The following is a 15,153-nucleotide window of genomic DNA, read 5'->3' on the forward strand; positions in this document are numbered from 1 at the left end:
AATCACCCCTTAACCTGTTTATTATACAAGACAGATTAAGGGGTGACAATATAATGCAAACTACGATGCAATATCTATATACAAAAATGTTAATGATGTTTAATTTGGAGAATACGGATTTATATGTACGAATACATTTTGTACATTCTCTTGTTTCATAAGTATTTCTTTCACATGTTTTCCAATGCGGTGTCCTTCTTCTACAGTAATGTATGGATCTACAGACACTTTAATATCGACAATAACATAATGACCATGCTCCCGTGCATATAAAGAACCAATTTTTTTCACACCATCTAATTGAAGAACTGCTTCTCTAAGCGGAATAACATCCTCCTCATGAAGAACATGGTCAAGCGTTGCATGAATTGCTTCCGCTCCAATGCTCCATGCCATTTTTACAACAAGAAGTGAAACAGCTAATCCTGCAATCGGATCAGCGTATACAAGCCAGTCTACACCAAGCTTACCACCGATTATAGCTGCACAAATACCGATTAAAGCTGCAATTGAAGAAAATACATCCGAACGGTGCTCATATGCATTTGCAATAATTGCATCACTATTTACCCTCTTCCCTAATCGGAATTTATATTGGAACATTCCTTCTTTCACGATAATCGAAAGAACAACAGCAAAAATCGTAATTCCTTTCGGTGGTTCTAGTTCCTGCGAAAAAGCTTTTATAGACGAAATCGCTATCTCGAGTCCCACAATAAATAATAATACCGCAACAATAATCGCTGAAATCGATTCCGCTTTACCATGACCATACGGATGATCTTCATCAGGTGGCTGCTTTGCCGCTCGCAATCCAAAAAGTACAGCTAGCGAACCAATTACATCTGATGCAGAATGCACCGCATCTGCTAACAGTGCTTTACTGTTCCCAATATAACCAATTACCGCCTTTACAATTGCTAATATAATATTACCAACGATCCCGACAATAGCACCAAACTCGGCCTGTTTAAAACGTTCATCTTTTTCCATAATTAAAATCCCTTCTTTTCTTAACCTATCATTTTATTTTAACAAAAACAGCGATAAAACCACCACTTTCTTCCATATTATTCCCATTAAAAAGTTGCTATCTTATTGTATCCACAAACGAAAAAAGAGATGCCTCATAAAGAGACATCATCTTTTCTATACTTGCGGTTCAGATTCTACTTTCTCAACCTTCTTCTTGTTTTTACCTCTTTTCAAACGACGGTTTTCAAGCATTAACCAAATTTGAGAAGCAACGAAAACAGAAGAGTACGTACCTACAATTAATCCAACAAGTAACGCAAACGAGAAGTTACGTAATGACTCACTACCGAAGATAAGCAGTGCAATTACTGGGAATAACACTGTTAATACTGTGTTAATCGAACGACCAAGCGTTTGGCGAATACTTGCATTTACGATTTCTTCTAAGTCTTTTATATCGCGAACTCGTTTTTTCTGTTTGTATAATTCACGGTTTCTATCAAATGTAACAATCGAGTCATTAATAGAATAACCGATGATTGTTAGTACTGCAGCGATAAACGTTAAGTCTACCTCCAATTGGAAAATACTAAACATAACAACCATAACGAATGCGTCATGTAGTAACGCAAGCACTGCAGATAACGCATACGTAAATCGGAATCGAATACTTACGTATAAAATGATAACTGCAGAAGCAATCAGTACAGCGATAAATGCATTTCGTGCAATTTCTTTCCCGATTGTCGGTGAAACTGTACTTATGTTTGGATCTGTACCATATTTATCGTGGAAGAATGTTTTTGTTTTCGCAATTTCATCTTTTGATAAAACACCTAATGTACGAACTGCGAAACCTTTATTGTCATCTCCAGTCGGTACAATATTTTCTTCCTTCACATCAATGTTCAATTCTTTAAAATCTTTATGAACATCAGACACCGTAACGGCTTGTTTTGATTGCAAGTCAATACGTGTACCACTTGCAAAGTCAATACCAAGATTCAATTTGAAAATTGGTAAGATAATTGCACCCGCAATCACAACTACAATCGAGAAGATAAGGAATTTATGACCGATATTTACAAAGTTAATACGATCAAATCTCGTTGGCGGATGTACTACACCTTTTGTTAATGGAATAATATCCTTTTGTTTCACACCAAAATATCCTGGTTTTTTATCAAAGTAACGGCTCTTTACAAGTAAACCTAGTAAGAAACGAGTACCGAATACGTTCGTAATAAAACCAACTAAAATACTTACGATTAAACTTGTTGCGAATCCTTTTACAGAGCTATTACCATAAACGAATAACACACCAGCTGCTGCAAGAGTCGTAACGTTTGCATCTAGAATTGTTGCTAATGAACGATGGTTACCAGCACGAAATGCCGACATCATGGACTTACCAATTTTCAGCTCTTCTTTCAATCTCTCGTACGTAATAATATTCGCATCAACTGCGATACCTACCCCGAGCACTAACGCCGCAATACCTGGCAACGTAAGAACTGCATGCATCCAGTTAAAGACAAGTAATGTAACGAAAATGTATAGACCTAACATAATAACCGCTACAAGTCCTGGTAAACGGTAGAATACAAGCATAAATAAGAAAATAAGAGCGATACCAATCGCACTAGCGAAAATCGTTTGCTCTAACGCTTGTTGACCAAATTTCGCTCCAACAGATGTTGAATACATTTCTTTTAAATCAACAGGAAGTGCACCTGCATTTAATAAAGATGAAAGTTGTTTCGCACTTTCAACTGTGAAGTTTCCACCTACGATAGATACTTCAGCTTGGTTAAATACTTGGCTTACTGTTGCCGCTGATAAGAACTTCGGATTCGGTTTTGCAGATTCTGCTTTATACGAATCTTTTCCTTCTTCAAAGTCAAGCCAAATTACCATTAAATTCGTTGGTGGTGGCATTTTAGAAATTTTTTCAGTTACTGCACGGAATTTTTCAGCGCTTTTCAGTGTAAGACCTACGCTCGCACGGCCTTGCTCATCAAATGTTTGCTTCGCTCCGCCGCCTTTTAAATCCGTTCCATCCATAAGAAGGTTATCATCCACATCACGGAATGTTAATTTCGCTTGTGTTGATAACATTTCACGTGCTTTTTGCTGATCTTGTACACCAGCAAGCTGTACACGAATTCGATCTTGCCCTTCGATTTGAATGTTCGGCTCACTTACACCGAGAACATTGACACGATTTTCAAGAGCACCTACTGTACTTACAAGTACGTCTCGATCGATTTTATCACCTTTTTTGGCTGGTTTTACTTCATACAGAATTTCAAAACCACCGCGAAGGTCTAGTCCTAGACTAATTCCTTTTGCTATGTCTTTTCCCGCCGCACCAATTACTCCACCGATTAATAAGACGATGAGGAAAAAGGCGGCAATTCTCGTACCACGCTTTGCCATATGTACCCTCTTTCTGCTACTAACACTTTAAATAAATCTCTTACGATTCACTTTTATACGTGTGCATACGCCTAGTTAGTAGACTTCCTTTCTATAATTTTTGCTAGTTCATCACTAGCTGTATAGGTAAGCTTTTACACTACCTAGACTTTCATCATTTATTTTCCTCTTCACTACCTCCTTTATATATAATCTTAGACATAATTATTTCCTCTTTATCAATACATATCATTATACTGCAAAAGGAAGAACAAACCAATTGCAGTCGGTTATTTATTTTCGTACTCATCAAATGACCAAAGTGGCGCTTGGTACGCTTCAACAGTTAAATATGTCATATACTCATTAGCACTTACTCTTAATACATCATTTACCAATTCATATAATCTAACATCACTGTCTATCTTTTTCCACTTTTTCACTTTGAGAAACTTCCAAATATCATCATCTGTCACTCGGTCGTAACCGAACATGTGAAACTCTTCTACTTTACTTTCTAAAACGACTTGTAACTGTCCGCGGTATGATTCTACCAAAGCCTCTTTATCTAACATCTATAACATCTCCTTCTTATTTCAGCACGAAAAAGTCGCTTTAATCCCGCTCTAATGGACAGCAATAACTACTTTCAAGAGCGCTATCATAGTTCACTCTCTTAAATGCTTGTCATTCTTGTCTCGTACGTGCATATAAATTATTGTAAATCATTCCATTGATTTTGAGAAGGTAGGAGAAGAACATGACGAGACAAAGCTTTTTAAAAGGCGCATTTATTTTAATGATAGCCGGATTTATTACAAAAATACTCGGTTTCATCAATCGTATAGTAATGGCACGTATTTTAGGTGAAGAAGGCGTTGGTCTTTATATGATGGCCGTTCCTACATTCATTTTAGCAATTACATTAACACAAATCGGTCTTCCTGTCGCAATCGCAAAATTTGTAGCAGAAGCGGAAGCTGTGAACGATAAACAAAGAGTTAAAAAAATATTAACTGTATCACTAGCTGTTACATCCGTTATTAGTATCATATTAACAATCGGAATTATGTTCCTCACACCTATTTTAGCAAAAACATTATTAACCGACGAAAGAACGTACTATCCATTAATAGCCATTTTGCCCGTCGTTCCTGTTATTGCCATTTCTTCTGTTTTGCGCGGTTACTTTCAAGGGAAACAAAATATGAAACCTAGCGCTTATGCACAAGTTCTAGAACAAGTTGTCCGCATTACCATTATCGCTATATGCATTCAATTATTTTTACCTTACGGCGTAGAATATGCTGCAGCCGGTGCTATGTTATCAGCTGTTCTCGGTGAAGTTGCATCCTTATTATTTTTACTCACGTTATTTCAGCGCGAAAAACATTTATCAATACGCTCTGGATTTTTCACTACTGTAAAGGAGAGCAAAGGAACATTTTATTCCCTTATGGATATAGCTCTTCCCACTACAGGAAGTCGTTTAATCGGCTCCGTTTCATATTTTTTTGAACCTATTGTCGTTATGCAAAGCTTAGCAATCGCTGGTGTCGCTGCTTCTGTTGCAACCCAGCAATACGGCATGTTAAACGGTTATGCATTCCCGCTCCTATCACTACCCGCCTTTATTACATACGCTCTTTCTACAGCGCTCGTCCCTTCTATTAGTGAAGCGATGGCAAAAAGACAACATAAATTAGTGGAGCACCGCTTACAACAAGCACTTCGAATTTCATTAATTACCGGGGGATGGTCTGTCGTTATATTATATGTATTCGCTTCTCCTGTTTTAACTCTTATGTACGGATCAGACAGCGCAACAGCATTCATTCAACTTCTTGCACCTTGCTTTTTATTTCATTATTTCCAAAGTCCACTGACCTCTGTTTTGCAAGCTTTAAACTTAGCAAGAGCTGCAATGATGAATACATTTATTGGCGCCACCGTGAAATTAATTGTTATTTTTGTACTAGCCTCAAGGCCAGAATTTCAAATGATGGGAGTTGCTCTCGCTATCGCTGCAAATATTGTAACAGTAACATTTCTTCACTACGCTACTGTTTTAAAAAAGATTACATTTACCATTTACGCAAAAGACTATATTTTCGGCGGACTTGCCATCGGTATCGCAGGCGCCTTCGGTTTTTATATTCATAAATATATTATTTTCTCTCATTCCCTCGGCATACAAACATTATGGGAAATCACTTTAACAACAATTGTTTATATCGTACTTCTCTTCACCTTCAAACTCATTCGAAAAGAAGAGTTAAGTCGTCTCCCTATCATTCGTAAACTTTCATTTTTGAAATAAGTTGAAACTTTAATCAGTGGGGTAATCTCCACTGATTATTAGTTAAACTAATCATTCTTACTCTTTCAAAGAATAAATCTCTAATTTTCTTTTACATCAACAAAAAATTTTCCGTTTTGAAAACTACAGTATAAAATTTGTGTCACATCGTTATAACCTAAGTTTTTTAATTTCTCAATAAGCCATTCATCTGTATGTTCAATCATTTGTAAATGACTAGATTGAATTTCTCCATCAATAATAAGAGGAAGAGTAAACTGCAATACATCCTGTTTATTTTTTTGTTTTTGAAAGACAGATAACTTCCCAGACGGTTCCAAAATAGCATATTCTACATCCCGAATATCTCCAACTCCTTGCTCCCTTAATTGCATCATTAAATCATCTATATTATAACGTTGCTTTCTCATCTTCTTTTCATCAATCTTCCCCGCGTTTACAAGAATAGCCGGCTCACCTTCTATTAAATGCCGAAAGCGTTGATACTTTAGGGAAATGACTGACAAAATAATTTGGATGCACATAAGAAAAGTCATCGGAATTAATTGATGCCAAAGTGATTTATCGGTATTTTCAATTGCTACTACAGCCATTTCTCCAAGCATAATAAATACGACTAAATCTAATACACTTAGCTCTCCTATCTCACGTTTACCCATAAGACGAAAAATAATTAAGATGATGGTATACAAAAGCATTGTCCGTCCAATTATTGATATCCATTCCATTTCTACATCTCCTTTTTTACGTATAGACTCCCCTATAAAAAAGAAACTAGTCTAACTTAGACAAAAGGAAAATATGCTTGTATTAAAAAGGGGGAATGTATAAATGGATGGAACGAAAAAATTATCCACTGCAATCGGATTCGGTATTACTACACTATTAATTCTCGCATCTCTTACTAGCATGATTATGGCTCTTTTATTAAAGTTTACGAATATAAACGAAGGGACATTAGCCGTTACTATTTTTATACTCGCTCTTTTATCTATGCTTATGTCTGGTTTTATTGCTGGCAACAAAGCACAGGGGAAAGGGTGGCTGGTAGGTCTCACAACAGGTCTCACGTTCACTATACTCGTTTTTCTAGTTAACTATTTAGGCTTTTCTCAAACTTTATCGAACTCACAATTACTTTATCAATTAGCATTAATGGGGGCGAGTACACTCGGTGGTATTTTCGGTGTAAATATGTCAAAGCAAAGTAACTAAAAAAGGCCCTGCACATTTCATGCAGGGCCTTCCACATTAGTTTTTCACAACTTCACGAATCGCATTGCGATCGAAAGTTAAGTGTGAACCACCAGATTTAATAACAATTTTCGTGTCATCTACTGATTCGATTGTACCGTGTAAGCCACCAATTGTTATGATAGCATCACCTTTTGCTAATTCGTTTTGCATTTGAGCAACTGCTTTTTGACGCTTTTGTTGCGGGCGAATTAATAAGAAATAGAAAATCGCAAACATCGCAACAATCATAACGATATTCATCATACCTGCATTCATCTTTTGTTCCTCCTTTTAAATTATGTATTAGAAGTTTTTAGCATTCGGTTTATTAAAGCCATACTGTTCAAAGAATTCTTCGCGGAAATCGCCAAGACGGTCTTCACGAATAGCTTGTCTCACCTGCTCCATTAAGTTTAACAGAAAATGAAGGTTGTGATAAGACGTTAAACGAATTCCGAACGTTTCATCACATTTCATTAAGTGACGAATGTACGCACGAGAGTAATTTTTACATGTATAGCAATCACAATTTGGATCAAGCGGACCGAAGTCTCTTGCAAATTTCGCATTTTTTACAACTAGACGACCTTCACTTGTCATACATGTACCATTTCGAGCGATACGAGTTGGAAGTACGCAGTCAAACATATCAATACCACGAATTGCACCATCGATTAATGAGTCAGGAGAACCTACTCCCATTAAGTAACGTGGCTTATTATCTGGAAGAAGTGGTGTTGTAAACTCAAGTACACGGTTCATAATATCTTTCGGCTCACCTACAGATAAACCACCTACAGCGTAACCAGGGAAGTCCATTGAAACAAGGTCTTTTGCACTTTGACGACGAAGCTCTTCGTACTCCCCGCCCTGTACAATACCGAATAAACCTTGATCTTGTGGACGTTCATGCGCTTTTAAGCAACGTTCTGCCCAACGGCTTGTACGTTCTACAGACTTCTTCATATATTCAAAAGTAGCTGGGAATGGTGGACACTCATCAAATGCCATCATAATATCTGAACCTAATGCATTTTGAATTTCCATCGCTTTTTCTGGTGATAAGAATAATTTATCTCCATTTAAGTGGTTACGGAAGTGAACGCCTTCCTCTTCAATACGACGGAAGTCACTTAAACTGAATACTTGGAAACCACCAGAGTCTGTTAAGATTGCACGATCCCAGTTCATAAATTTATGCAAGCCGCCTGCTTCACGAATAATTTCATGACCTGGACGTAGCCATAAATGATACGTATTACTTAAAATAATGCCAGAATCCATTGCTTTTAATTCTTCTGGTGACATTGTCTTAACTGTCGCAAGTGTACCAACTGGCATAAATGTTGGTGTATCAAATGAACCGTGCGGTGTATGCACACGACCTAAACGGGCACCCGTTTGTTTACATGTCTTAATAAATTCATAACGAATTGCTGTCATAACTTACTCCTTTTATTTGTTTCTCATTTTAGCGTGAGATGCAACGAACATTGCATCACCGAAGCTAAAGAAACGATATTTTTCTTTTACTGCTTCATTGTAAGCATGAAGTACATTATCTCTATTTGCAAATGCACTTACAAGCATGATTAATGTTGATTTCGGCAAGTGGAAGTTTGTAATTAAACCATCAATTGCTTTAAATTCATATCCCGGATACATGAAAATATCTGTCCATCCAGAAGCGGCGCAAAGCTTACCGTTATGATCTGTTGCAATTGTTTCTAACGTACGAGTTGATGTCGTACCTACAGTAATAATACGTCCACCATTCTCTTTTACACGATTTAATAATGCCGCTGTCTCTTCAGACATATGGTAATATTCTGCGTGCATATGGTGTTCTTCAATCGTATCTGCAGAAACTGGTCTAAATGTTCCAAGTCCTACGTGAAGTGTAATGAATGCTAACTGAACGCCTTTTTGCTTTAACTTCTCAAGTAACTCTTCTGTAAAGTGAAGTCCCGCAGTCGGCGCTGCTGCTGAACCAATTTCTTTCGCATATACTGTTTGATAGCGATCGCGATCTTCTAGCGTCTCTTTAATATATGGAGGAAGTGGCATTTCCCCAAGTTCATCTAAAATTTCATAGAAGATGCCGTCATATGAAAATTCAAGCTGACGTCCACCTTGATCTGCAGTTCCTGTGCAAGTTGCTTTTAATTTTCCTTCGCCAAAAGAGATAACAGTTCCTTCTTTTACACGTTTCGCTGGCTTTACAAGCGTTTCCCACTTATCGCCCTCTTCTTGTTTTAAAAGAAGTACTTCAATGTGTGCGCCTGTATCTTCTTTCACACCATGCAAACGAGCAGGCATAACTTTCGTTTCATTTAAAACTAAACAATCCCCCTCATGTAAGTAGGAAAGAATGTCCGTAAAATGTTTATGCTCAATATCACCTGTTTCACGGTCTAACACCATTAATCTTGATGTTTCACGATCTTCTAACGGGACTTGTGCAATAAGTTCTTCTGGTAAATGAAAATCAAACAGATTTATATCCATAGCTATATCCACCTATTTCTTATTTGAATCGATTTATTATATACATAATAAAAGATAATACAATACTTAACACAATACATGTAATGATAGGAAAATAAAAGGTAACGTTTCCTTTTTTAACAAAAATATCGCCTGGAAGCCTTCCAATGAACTTCCAAGCTAATCCAACAACAATGAGTAAGATCCCCGCTGTAATAAGCAGCTTTGGCATCTCCGTCATACTTTTGGTATCTCCATTCCGAAATGTTCATACGCAAGCGGCGTTACAATTCGGCCCCTTGGCGTTCGTTGTAAAAAGCCAATTTGTAATAAATACGGCTCATACACATCTTCAATCGTATGAGATTCTTCTCCAATTGTTGCTGAAACCGTTTCTAATCCAACTGGACCACCACGGAATTTCTCAATAATACCAAGCAGTAATTTATGATCAATATGATCTAAACCTAATTTATCTACTTGCAGTAGCTCTAATGCCATTTGTGTAATTTCCATCGTAACCGTTCCGTTACCACGAACTTGCGCGAAATCACGTACACGTCTTAAAAGACGATTTGCAATACGAGGTGTACCACGAGCACGCCTTGCAATTTCTAGTGCAGCTAACGAATCAATTTCAACTTCGAATACTTCTGCTGTACGTTCAACAATCGCAGAAAGCTGATCTACTGTGTAATACTCTAACCTTGAAAGTACACCGAATCGGTCACGAAGCGGCGCTGATAATGCTCCGGCGCGTGTCGTTGCTCCAACTAATGTAAATGGCGGTAAATCTAGGCGTACAGAACGTGCTGAAGGCCCTTTTCCAATTACGATATCAAGGCAAAAGTCTTCCATTGCAGGATACAATACTTCTTCAATTGATCTATGCAAACGATGAATTTCATCAATAAATAATACATCTCCTGGCTGAAGCGCTGTTAATACAGCAGCTAAATCTCCTGGTCTTTCAATTGCCGGACCTGAAGTTGTTCTAACATTAACGCCCATTTCATTAGCAATAATATTCGCAAGCGTCGTTTTACCAAGACCTGGTGGTCCATATAAAAGCACATGATCTAACGTTTCTTCACGCATTTTCGCCGCTTCAATAAATACTTCTAAATTATGTTTCGCTTTATCTTGGCCAATATACTGACGGAGCGTCTGTGGCCGTAATGAATATTCTAAATCCGAATCTTCATATGCAGATTCCCCTGAAAGGAGACGTTCGTCCATTATACTCACCTCTTACCATTTAGTAAAAGACTAAGTGCCTTTTTAATATACTGATCCGTCGTTAATGATTCTTTTAATAACTCTGGTACAACGCGAGAAACTTCGCGTTCTGCGTATCCAAGTGCGCGCAGAGCTTCCAGTGCCTCATCAAGCTCAGCTGATGAACCTTTCTTCTCATCAAAACGTTCTGTGTCTGAGAATAAATCAACAAATGCATCTGGTACGACATCTGCTAGTTTTCCTTTTAAATCTAAAATCATTTGGCGTGCTGTTTTCTTTCCGACGCCTGGGAATTTCACTAAAAACTTCTCATCTTCATGCTCAATCGCTTGAACGACCTGTCCTGTTTGACCAGAAGCTAAAATTGCAAGAGCGCCTTTTGGCCCAATGCCAGACACGCCTAACAACTTTGTAAATAATAAACGCTCTTCACGTGTTTTAAACCCGTAAAGTGCCATAATATCTTCTCTCACATAATGATATGTATAGACACGGATTTCTTGCTTACTTCTTTGAAATACATACGGATTCGGTGTGAAAATTTGATAACCAATTCCATTATGATCAATTACGACATATTCCGGCCCTACATACTCCACGTAACCTGTAACATATTCAAACAAAATACGATCTCTCCCTCTTAAATCATGTATTCCATTTTAACATATTTAATGATAGAAAAGCGAGACTGCCCCAACAAATGTTCTCCACTTGAAACTTCTGTTATTTTCCATTGACAGAAAGGTTAAAGCACCTTAATATACAGAGGTCGATAATGATTATCAATACTAATTAAAGGGGTTACATCAGGATGAAACGTAAGCTATTTATTTTATTTACTATTATGCTTGTTGTTCTTTCTATCGTTGGCTGCTCTTCTCAAAAAGAAGAATCGAAAGCAAAAGAACAACCGAAAACAAAAGTTGTAAAACATGCTAAAGGTGAAGCAACAATTCCAGTAAATCCAAAGAGAATTGTTGACTTATCTGGATCAACAGAAGAACTATTACTTCTTGGACACAAACCTGTTGGTACAGCAAATACATATAAAGATAAAATCCAAAATCACTTAACAGATAAGTTAGATGGAGTAAAAGCAGTAGGTTGGTACTGGGCACCTAAAGTTGATTTAGAAGCTGTTACTGCTTTAAAACCAGACTTAATTATTTTAAACAACCGTCAATTAAAAATTTATGATCAACTAGAAAAGGTTGCACCTACAGTTGTTCTAGAAACAAACTTAGAAGACTGGCGTGGTAAATTTAAAGAAGTAGGTAAGCTATTTGGCGAAGAGAAGAAAGCAGACAAATGGATTGCAGACTACGATAAGAAAGCAGACTCTTTATCTAAAAAAATTAAAGAGAAAACAAAAGATGAGAACTTTATGTTCGTTGCAGTTACACCACAAAACTTCCGCGTATACGGCAGCTTCGGATACGGTGACATCATCTTTAATGACTTAAAACTTCCAGCAACAAAAGGTACAGATTTAAAACAAACAATGGCGCAAGTATCGCTAGAAGGTCTTGTTGCATTCCAACCTGATCAAATGTTTATTGTAAACTTTGGCGGCGAAGCTGATAAAGTTTACGAAGACTACAAAAACAGTGCCGTTTGGAAAGACAATAAAGCTGTGAAAAACAATCATGTATATGAAGTATCAAACGAAATCTTCAATACGAAAGCATTCAATCCAATCGGAAAAGATATGCTAATCGATGAAATCGCAAAAGAAATTTTAGCTAAGAATAAGTAAGAAAAAGCAGCTCACCATGAGCTGCTTTTTTTCTTATTTTGCACTGCGTATTGCTTCATTTTTTCAATCGTTCTCACAAAACCTTCTTTTGATTTAATCCGAATACCACGCTTCAATTTCGCACGCTCATAACTCTCAAGCTTTTTCATATCAATTTGGAAGAAGGAGTGAATCGCATTATCACTTTTCGGTACACCTTTGAAAATTTGTAATATCCCTTCCTCTGACACGCCAAAATAACCGCTCGTTTTTAATAACGGAGAAATATCATCAACTTTCTTTTGCAATACAATTTGTACATCATCACGATCAACGAGCTGCCATTCTTTATACTGCTGTAAAAACTTTTCTAAATCCACCACTTTTTCTGTAAGTATTTCCTCACTTACTTCTCCATCAACATACATACGCTCTAATAAAATTGTAACTTCGGGTTCTTTTTTCGTTACTTCTGGTACTGGCCCTTCCGCCTTCACATTCGTTTCATAAACGAAACAAAACATCATAACGAAAGCTTGCACCGCAATCAGTATCCATTTCATTTCCGTTCACCTCTTCTAGGCAAAATCAAACTTTCATTAGTAGTTTTTCCGGAAATGGGGGTTTTATCCATATTACATTTCTTTCGAAAAAATAAAAAATGCAGATAGGCATTTACCTCATCTGCATGTATCATTTACTTTTATATAAAATGAAAGACGCCTGCAAAGCAGGCGTCTTGATGCGTTTACGGCGAGAGACCAGGCGACCACATTCGCGTGTTTAGCACTTAAGCATATCTCTCGTCTTACGTAAATTAGCTCATCGCTTTGTTAATATAACATTAATAAAGTATAAGTGCAACATGTTTATAAAAATATCTTATTTCCTCTTTCATCCAAATTATTTTATGTAAATTATAAATTGATAATTGTAATATATATTACAATAGATATAAAAGCGAAATCATAATAAGTAGGGGATGAATATTGTGAAAAAATAAAGGATGAACGTCTCATTCTTCAAACGTTAAAAAACATACGTATGGCCTTTCTTTTTCAATACATTGGGGTAGTTGAGATTTTAGGCTATATCGGATTCACTGAAGGAATTGATCAAATTACGAAATCTCCATTATGGCTATTATTTATGCTTACGAGTATTTTACTTGCTTATTTACAGTTAAGTGTTTCAATCGATGTAGAAGAAGGCGAAAAGGAAATAAAATTAACCCCTTATTACAAGCTTGTTTTACGCTCTCTTCTTATTGGAATTATTATTACTATTATTTATCTCATTTTCATTCCTGAAAGACCTCTATTTAAAGCTATTCTAACAGGTAGTGTTTTCCTCATATGCTTTTTAGTTTCTTACTCCGTTAGTTATTTTATTAAAAAACGTCGTTTACAAGACAACGATGAATGAAGAGGAAGGGCTATCCCTTCCTCTTTTGTTTTGCTATCGCATAGTACCAGTTAAACCGTAACGAATGTCTCGGAACATATTTCCTATATCACGATTAAAATCGTTTGTAACTGTACCGTTACGTAGACGTGTGCTCATTGCATCGACACGAGTAAACATATCATTTCTTACAGAAACATAGACATTTCTGTTTCCAACTTCATTTACAACAGCTTGACGAATTTCGTTCGCCATCGCCGTTTCATTTGTCACTGTATTACGCGGTTTTACCGCAATCGCCACATCGTTTCCATATACAACTGTAGACACACGGTCCACGTTATTCATACGTTTCACACGATTTGTAATTTTTTCTGCTGTTTTACCATCATTGTTAATGTATGAATTGTTCATTGTAATATTACGTGTTGGATGTGGATTAGCAATTTGACCGTTGTAATTTACATCTCGGTAATAATTGTTATATCCTGTATCGTTACGACCATTTCTATATGTTACATAATCTGTATAGCGATCATTACGCGTTACATTATCACGATACTGGTGTGTATCATTATAAGATGTACGCTCGTAATTGTAGTTACGTCCATCCATTGCATTGTTATCTTTTGGTGTACCACATGCAGCTAATGCACTGGTAACTAACAAAGAAGCAGCAATCACTTTTACTTTCGTATTCAATACAAAAACCCCCTCTGTTAGAATGAGCTTCTCTTCTGAAAAGCTCCCTCTTATGATGAGTAACAGAGAGGGTTTTTACACTGTTAATATTTCACTGGGAATTTTCTAGCACTTCATAAAAACCCTTCATTTCCTTAATTAACACGCATGCAAAAAAGGCGGAAATACTCCCGCCTTTTTAAACTTCTTCTTCGGCCTCTTCTTCTGAAATGGGCTCTCCAAATACATTTGGTGGATCTGGTTGATAATACATCGTTCCTGGCTGTGGTGCATATGCAGATTGAGTTGGTTGATAATATAAAGGATTCGCATATTGCGGACCGCCTGGTTGTGGACTATATAGTCTACTTTCTCCTCCGCATCCACAATCTTCCTCACCCTGCACAAGCGGCGGCATATTATTATCCATTGGCATCATATTCGTGTTTGGCATAGACGTATATTGCGGTCCAAACGGCGCCCCTTGCTGATATGGCATTTGATATGGATTTGGTTGTTGATAATATGGATTCGGCGGCATCATAGGCTGTTGATACGGCATTTGATATGGCATCATATTCGGTGGTTGATTATTATCCATAATTGGCATCATATTCGGCATTTGATTGTTATCCATGATTGGCATCATATTCGGCAT

Annotated in this window: 16 protein-coding genes and 1 pseudogene; 4 read left to right on the forward strand and 13 right to left on the reverse strand. The window is 37.0% G+C overall.

The window, feature by feature from the left end; all coding sequences use genetic code 11:
- Positions 1–99: 99 nt before the first annotated feature.
- The 3 genes from CN409_RS28725 to CN409_RS28735 form a co-directional block, all read right to left on the reverse strand.
- Positions 100–993 (reverse strand): cation diffusion facilitator family transporter, encoded by an 894-nt coding sequence (locus CN409_RS28725; protein ID WP_097981569.1) that lies wholly within the window; start codon positions 991–993, stop codon positions 100–102.
- A 156-nt stretch (positions 994–1,149) separates the two neighbouring features.
- A complete protein-coding gene (gene secDF, locus CN409_RS28730) occupies positions 1,150–3,414 on the reverse strand; it encodes a protein translocase subunit SecDF (protein WP_001119057.1) in 2,265 nt (754 codons plus the stop codon).
- Between the two features lie 269 nt (positions 3,415–3,683).
- Positions 3,684–3,968: a post-transcriptional regulator gene (locus tag CN409_RS28735; protein ID WP_000884549.1), complete on the reverse strand. Its 285-nt coding sequence runs from the start codon at positions 3,966–3,968 to the stop codon at positions 3,684–3,686.
- Between the two features lie 185 nt (positions 3,969–4,153).
- Between CN409_RS28735 and spoVB the strand changes: the two genes are divergently transcribed.
- On the forward strand, positions 4,154–5,713 hold the full coding sequence (spoVB, locus tag CN409_RS28740) for a stage V sporulation protein B (protein ID WP_000198293.1): 1,560 nt from the start codon (positions 4,154–4,156) through the stop codon (positions 5,711–5,713).
- An 80-nt stretch (positions 5,714–5,793) separates the two neighbouring features.
- Here spoVB and CN409_RS28745 read toward each other — a convergent pair whose 3' ends face one another.
- A complete protein-coding gene (locus CN409_RS28745; protein WP_000454822.1) occupies positions 5,794–6,441 on the reverse strand; it encodes a DUF421 domain-containing protein in 648 nt (215 codons plus the stop codon).
- Positions 6,442–6,544: 103 nt separating this feature from the next.
- On the opposite strand from CN409_RS28745, the gene CN409_RS28750 reads away from it, so the two are divergent.
- Positions 6,545–6,928, forward strand: coding sequence for a TIGR04086 family membrane protein (locus tag CN409_RS28750; protein ID WP_000349145.1), 384 nt, complete (start codon positions 6,545–6,547; stop codon positions 6,926–6,928).
- Positions 6,929–6,964: 36 nt separating this feature from the next.
- Here CN409_RS28750 and yajC read toward each other — a convergent pair whose 3' ends face one another.
- The 6 genes from yajC to ruvA are packed head-to-tail and all read right to left on the reverse strand — an operon-like array spanning position 6,965 to position 11,298.
- On the reverse strand, positions 6,965–7,225 hold the full coding sequence (gene yajC / locus CN409_RS28755; protein ID WP_000991113.1) for a preprotein translocase subunit YajC: 261 nt from the start codon (positions 7,223–7,225) through the stop codon (positions 6,965–6,967).
- Positions 7,226–7,252: 27 nt separating this feature from the next.
- Positions 7,253–8,392, reverse strand: a complete 1,140-nt coding sequence (gene tgt, locus CN409_RS28760) for a tRNA guanosine(34) transglycosylase Tgt (RefSeq protein ID WP_000125365.1) — start codon at positions 8,390–8,392, stop codon at positions 7,253–7,255.
- Between the two features lie 12 nt (positions 8,393–8,404).
- Entirely contained in the window at positions 8,405–9,457 is a 1,053-nt protein-coding gene (gene queA / locus CN409_RS28765; RefSeq protein ID WP_000354016.1) for a tRNA preQ1(34) S-adenosylmethionine ribosyltransferase-isomerase QueA, read from the reverse strand.
- Between the two features lie 19 nt (positions 9,458–9,476).
- A complete protein-coding gene (locus CN409_RS28770) occupies positions 9,477–9,677 on the reverse strand; it encodes a DUF2905 domain-containing protein (RefSeq protein WP_000138162.1) in 201 nt (66 codons plus the stop codon).
- Entirely contained in the window at positions 9,674–10,675 is a 1,002-nt protein-coding gene (gene ruvB / locus CN409_RS28775; protein ID WP_000344464.1) for a Holliday junction branch migration DNA helicase RuvB, read from the reverse strand. The genes CN409_RS28770 and ruvB overlap by 4 nt, the downstream gene beginning before the upstream one ends.
- A gap of 5 nt (positions 10,676–10,680) precedes the next feature.
- Positions 10,681–11,298 (reverse strand): Holliday junction DNA helicase RuvA, encoded by a 618-nt coding sequence (gene ruvA, locus CN409_RS28780; RefSeq protein ID WP_000464511.1) that lies wholly within the window; start codon positions 11,296–11,298, stop codon positions 10,681–10,683.
- Between the two features lie 188 nt (positions 11,299–11,486).
- Here ruvA and CN409_RS28785 point away from each other — a divergent pair, with 188 nt between their 5' ends.
- The gene (locus tag CN409_RS28785; protein ID WP_000823610.1) at positions 11,487–12,431 is read left to right on the forward strand and encodes an iron-hydroxamate ABC transporter substrate-binding protein; all 945 of its coding nucleotides are present in this window, start codon (positions 11,487–11,489) and stop codon (positions 12,429–12,431) included.
- 11 nt (positions 12,432–12,442) lie between these two features.
- Here CN409_RS28785 and CN409_RS28790 read toward each other — a convergent pair whose 3' ends face one another.
- Positions 12,443–12,973, reverse strand: a complete 531-nt coding sequence (locus CN409_RS28790; RefSeq protein WP_000871202.1) for a BofC C-terminal domain-containing protein — start codon at positions 12,971–12,973, stop codon at positions 12,443–12,445.
- A 481-nt stretch (positions 12,974–13,454) separates the two neighbouring features.
- On the opposite strand from CN409_RS28790, the gene CN409_RS28795 reads away from it, so the two are divergent.
- Complete coding sequence (locus CN409_RS28795; RefSeq protein ID WP_000874881.1) at positions 13,455–13,835, forward strand: hypothetical protein; 381 nt, start codon at positions 13,455–13,457, stop codon at positions 13,833–13,835.
- 33 nt (positions 13,836–13,868) lie between these two features.
- Here the strand turns inward: CN409_RS28795 and CN409_RS28800 are convergent, their stop codons facing one another.
- Both CN409_RS28800 and CN409_RS28805 read right to left on the reverse strand, forming a co-directional pair.
- Complete coding sequence (locus CN409_RS28800) at positions 13,869–14,516, reverse strand: YhcN/YlaJ family sporulation lipoprotein (protein WP_001093530.1); 648 nt, start codon at positions 14,514–14,516, stop codon at positions 13,869–13,871.
- 178 nt (positions 14,517–14,694) lie between these two features.
- Positions 14,695–15,153, reverse strand: a pseudogene (locus tag CN409_RS28805) (hypothetical protein); the annotation flags it as partial.

The organism is Bacillus sp. AFS012607 (assembly GCF_002558005.1).
Lineage (GTDB): Bacteria > Bacillota > Bacilli > Bacillales > Bacillaceae_G > Bacillus_A > Bacillus_A thuringiensis_S.

Excerpts from the sequence above, each read along its gene's own strand:
- CN409_RS28725 (WP_097981569.1), bottom strand. The coding sequence starts at position 993 with ATGGAAAAAGATGAACGTTTTAAACAGGCCGAGTTTGGTGCTATTGTC.
- secDF (WP_001119057.1), bottom strand. The coding sequence starts at position 3,414 with ATGGCAAAGCGTGGTACGAGAATTGCCGCCTTTTTCCTCATCGTCTTA.
- CN409_RS28735 (WP_000884549.1), bottom strand. The coding sequence starts at position 3,968 with ATGTTAGATAAAGAGGCTTTGGTAGAATCATACCGCGGACAGTTACAA.
- spoVB (WP_000198293.1), top strand. The coding sequence starts at position 4,154 with ATGACGAGACAAAGCTTTTTAAAAGGCGCATTTATTTTAATGATAGCC.
- CN409_RS28745 (WP_000454822.1), bottom strand. The coding sequence starts at position 6,441 with ATGGAATGGATATCAATAATTGGACGGACAATGCTTTTGTATACCATC.
- CN409_RS28750 (WP_000349145.1), top strand. The coding sequence starts at position 6,545 with ATGGATGGAACGAAAAAATTATCCACTGCAATCGGATTCGGTATTACT.
- yajC (WP_000991113.1), bottom strand. The coding sequence starts at position 7,225 with ATGAATGCAGGTATGATGAATATCGTTATGATTGTTGCGATGTTTGCG.
- tgt (WP_000125365.1), bottom strand. The coding sequence starts at position 8,392 with ATGACAGCAATTCGTTATGAATTTATTAAGACATGTAAACAAACGGGT.
- queA (WP_000354016.1), bottom strand. The coding sequence starts at position 9,457 with ATGGATATAAATCTGTTTGATTTTCATTTACCAGAAGAACTTATTGCA.
- CN409_RS28770 (WP_000138162.1), bottom strand. The coding sequence starts at position 9,677 with ATGACGGAGATGCCAAAGCTGCTTATTACAGCGGGGATCTTACTCATT.
- ruvB (WP_000344464.1), bottom strand. The coding sequence starts at position 10,675 with ATGGACGAACGTCTCCTTTCAGGGGAATCTGCATATGAAGATTCGGAT.
- CN409_RS28785 (WP_000823610.1), top strand. The coding sequence starts at position 11,487 with ATGAAACGTAAGCTATTTATTTTATTTACTATTATGCTTGTTGTTCTT.
- CN409_RS28790 (WP_000871202.1), bottom strand. The coding sequence starts at position 12,973 with ATGAAATGGATACTGATTGCGGTGCAAGCTTTCGTTATGATGTTTTGT.
- CN409_RS28795 (WP_000874881.1), top strand. The coding sequence starts at position 13,455 with ATGGCCTTTCTTTTTCAATACATTGGGGTAGTTGAGATTTTAGGCTAT.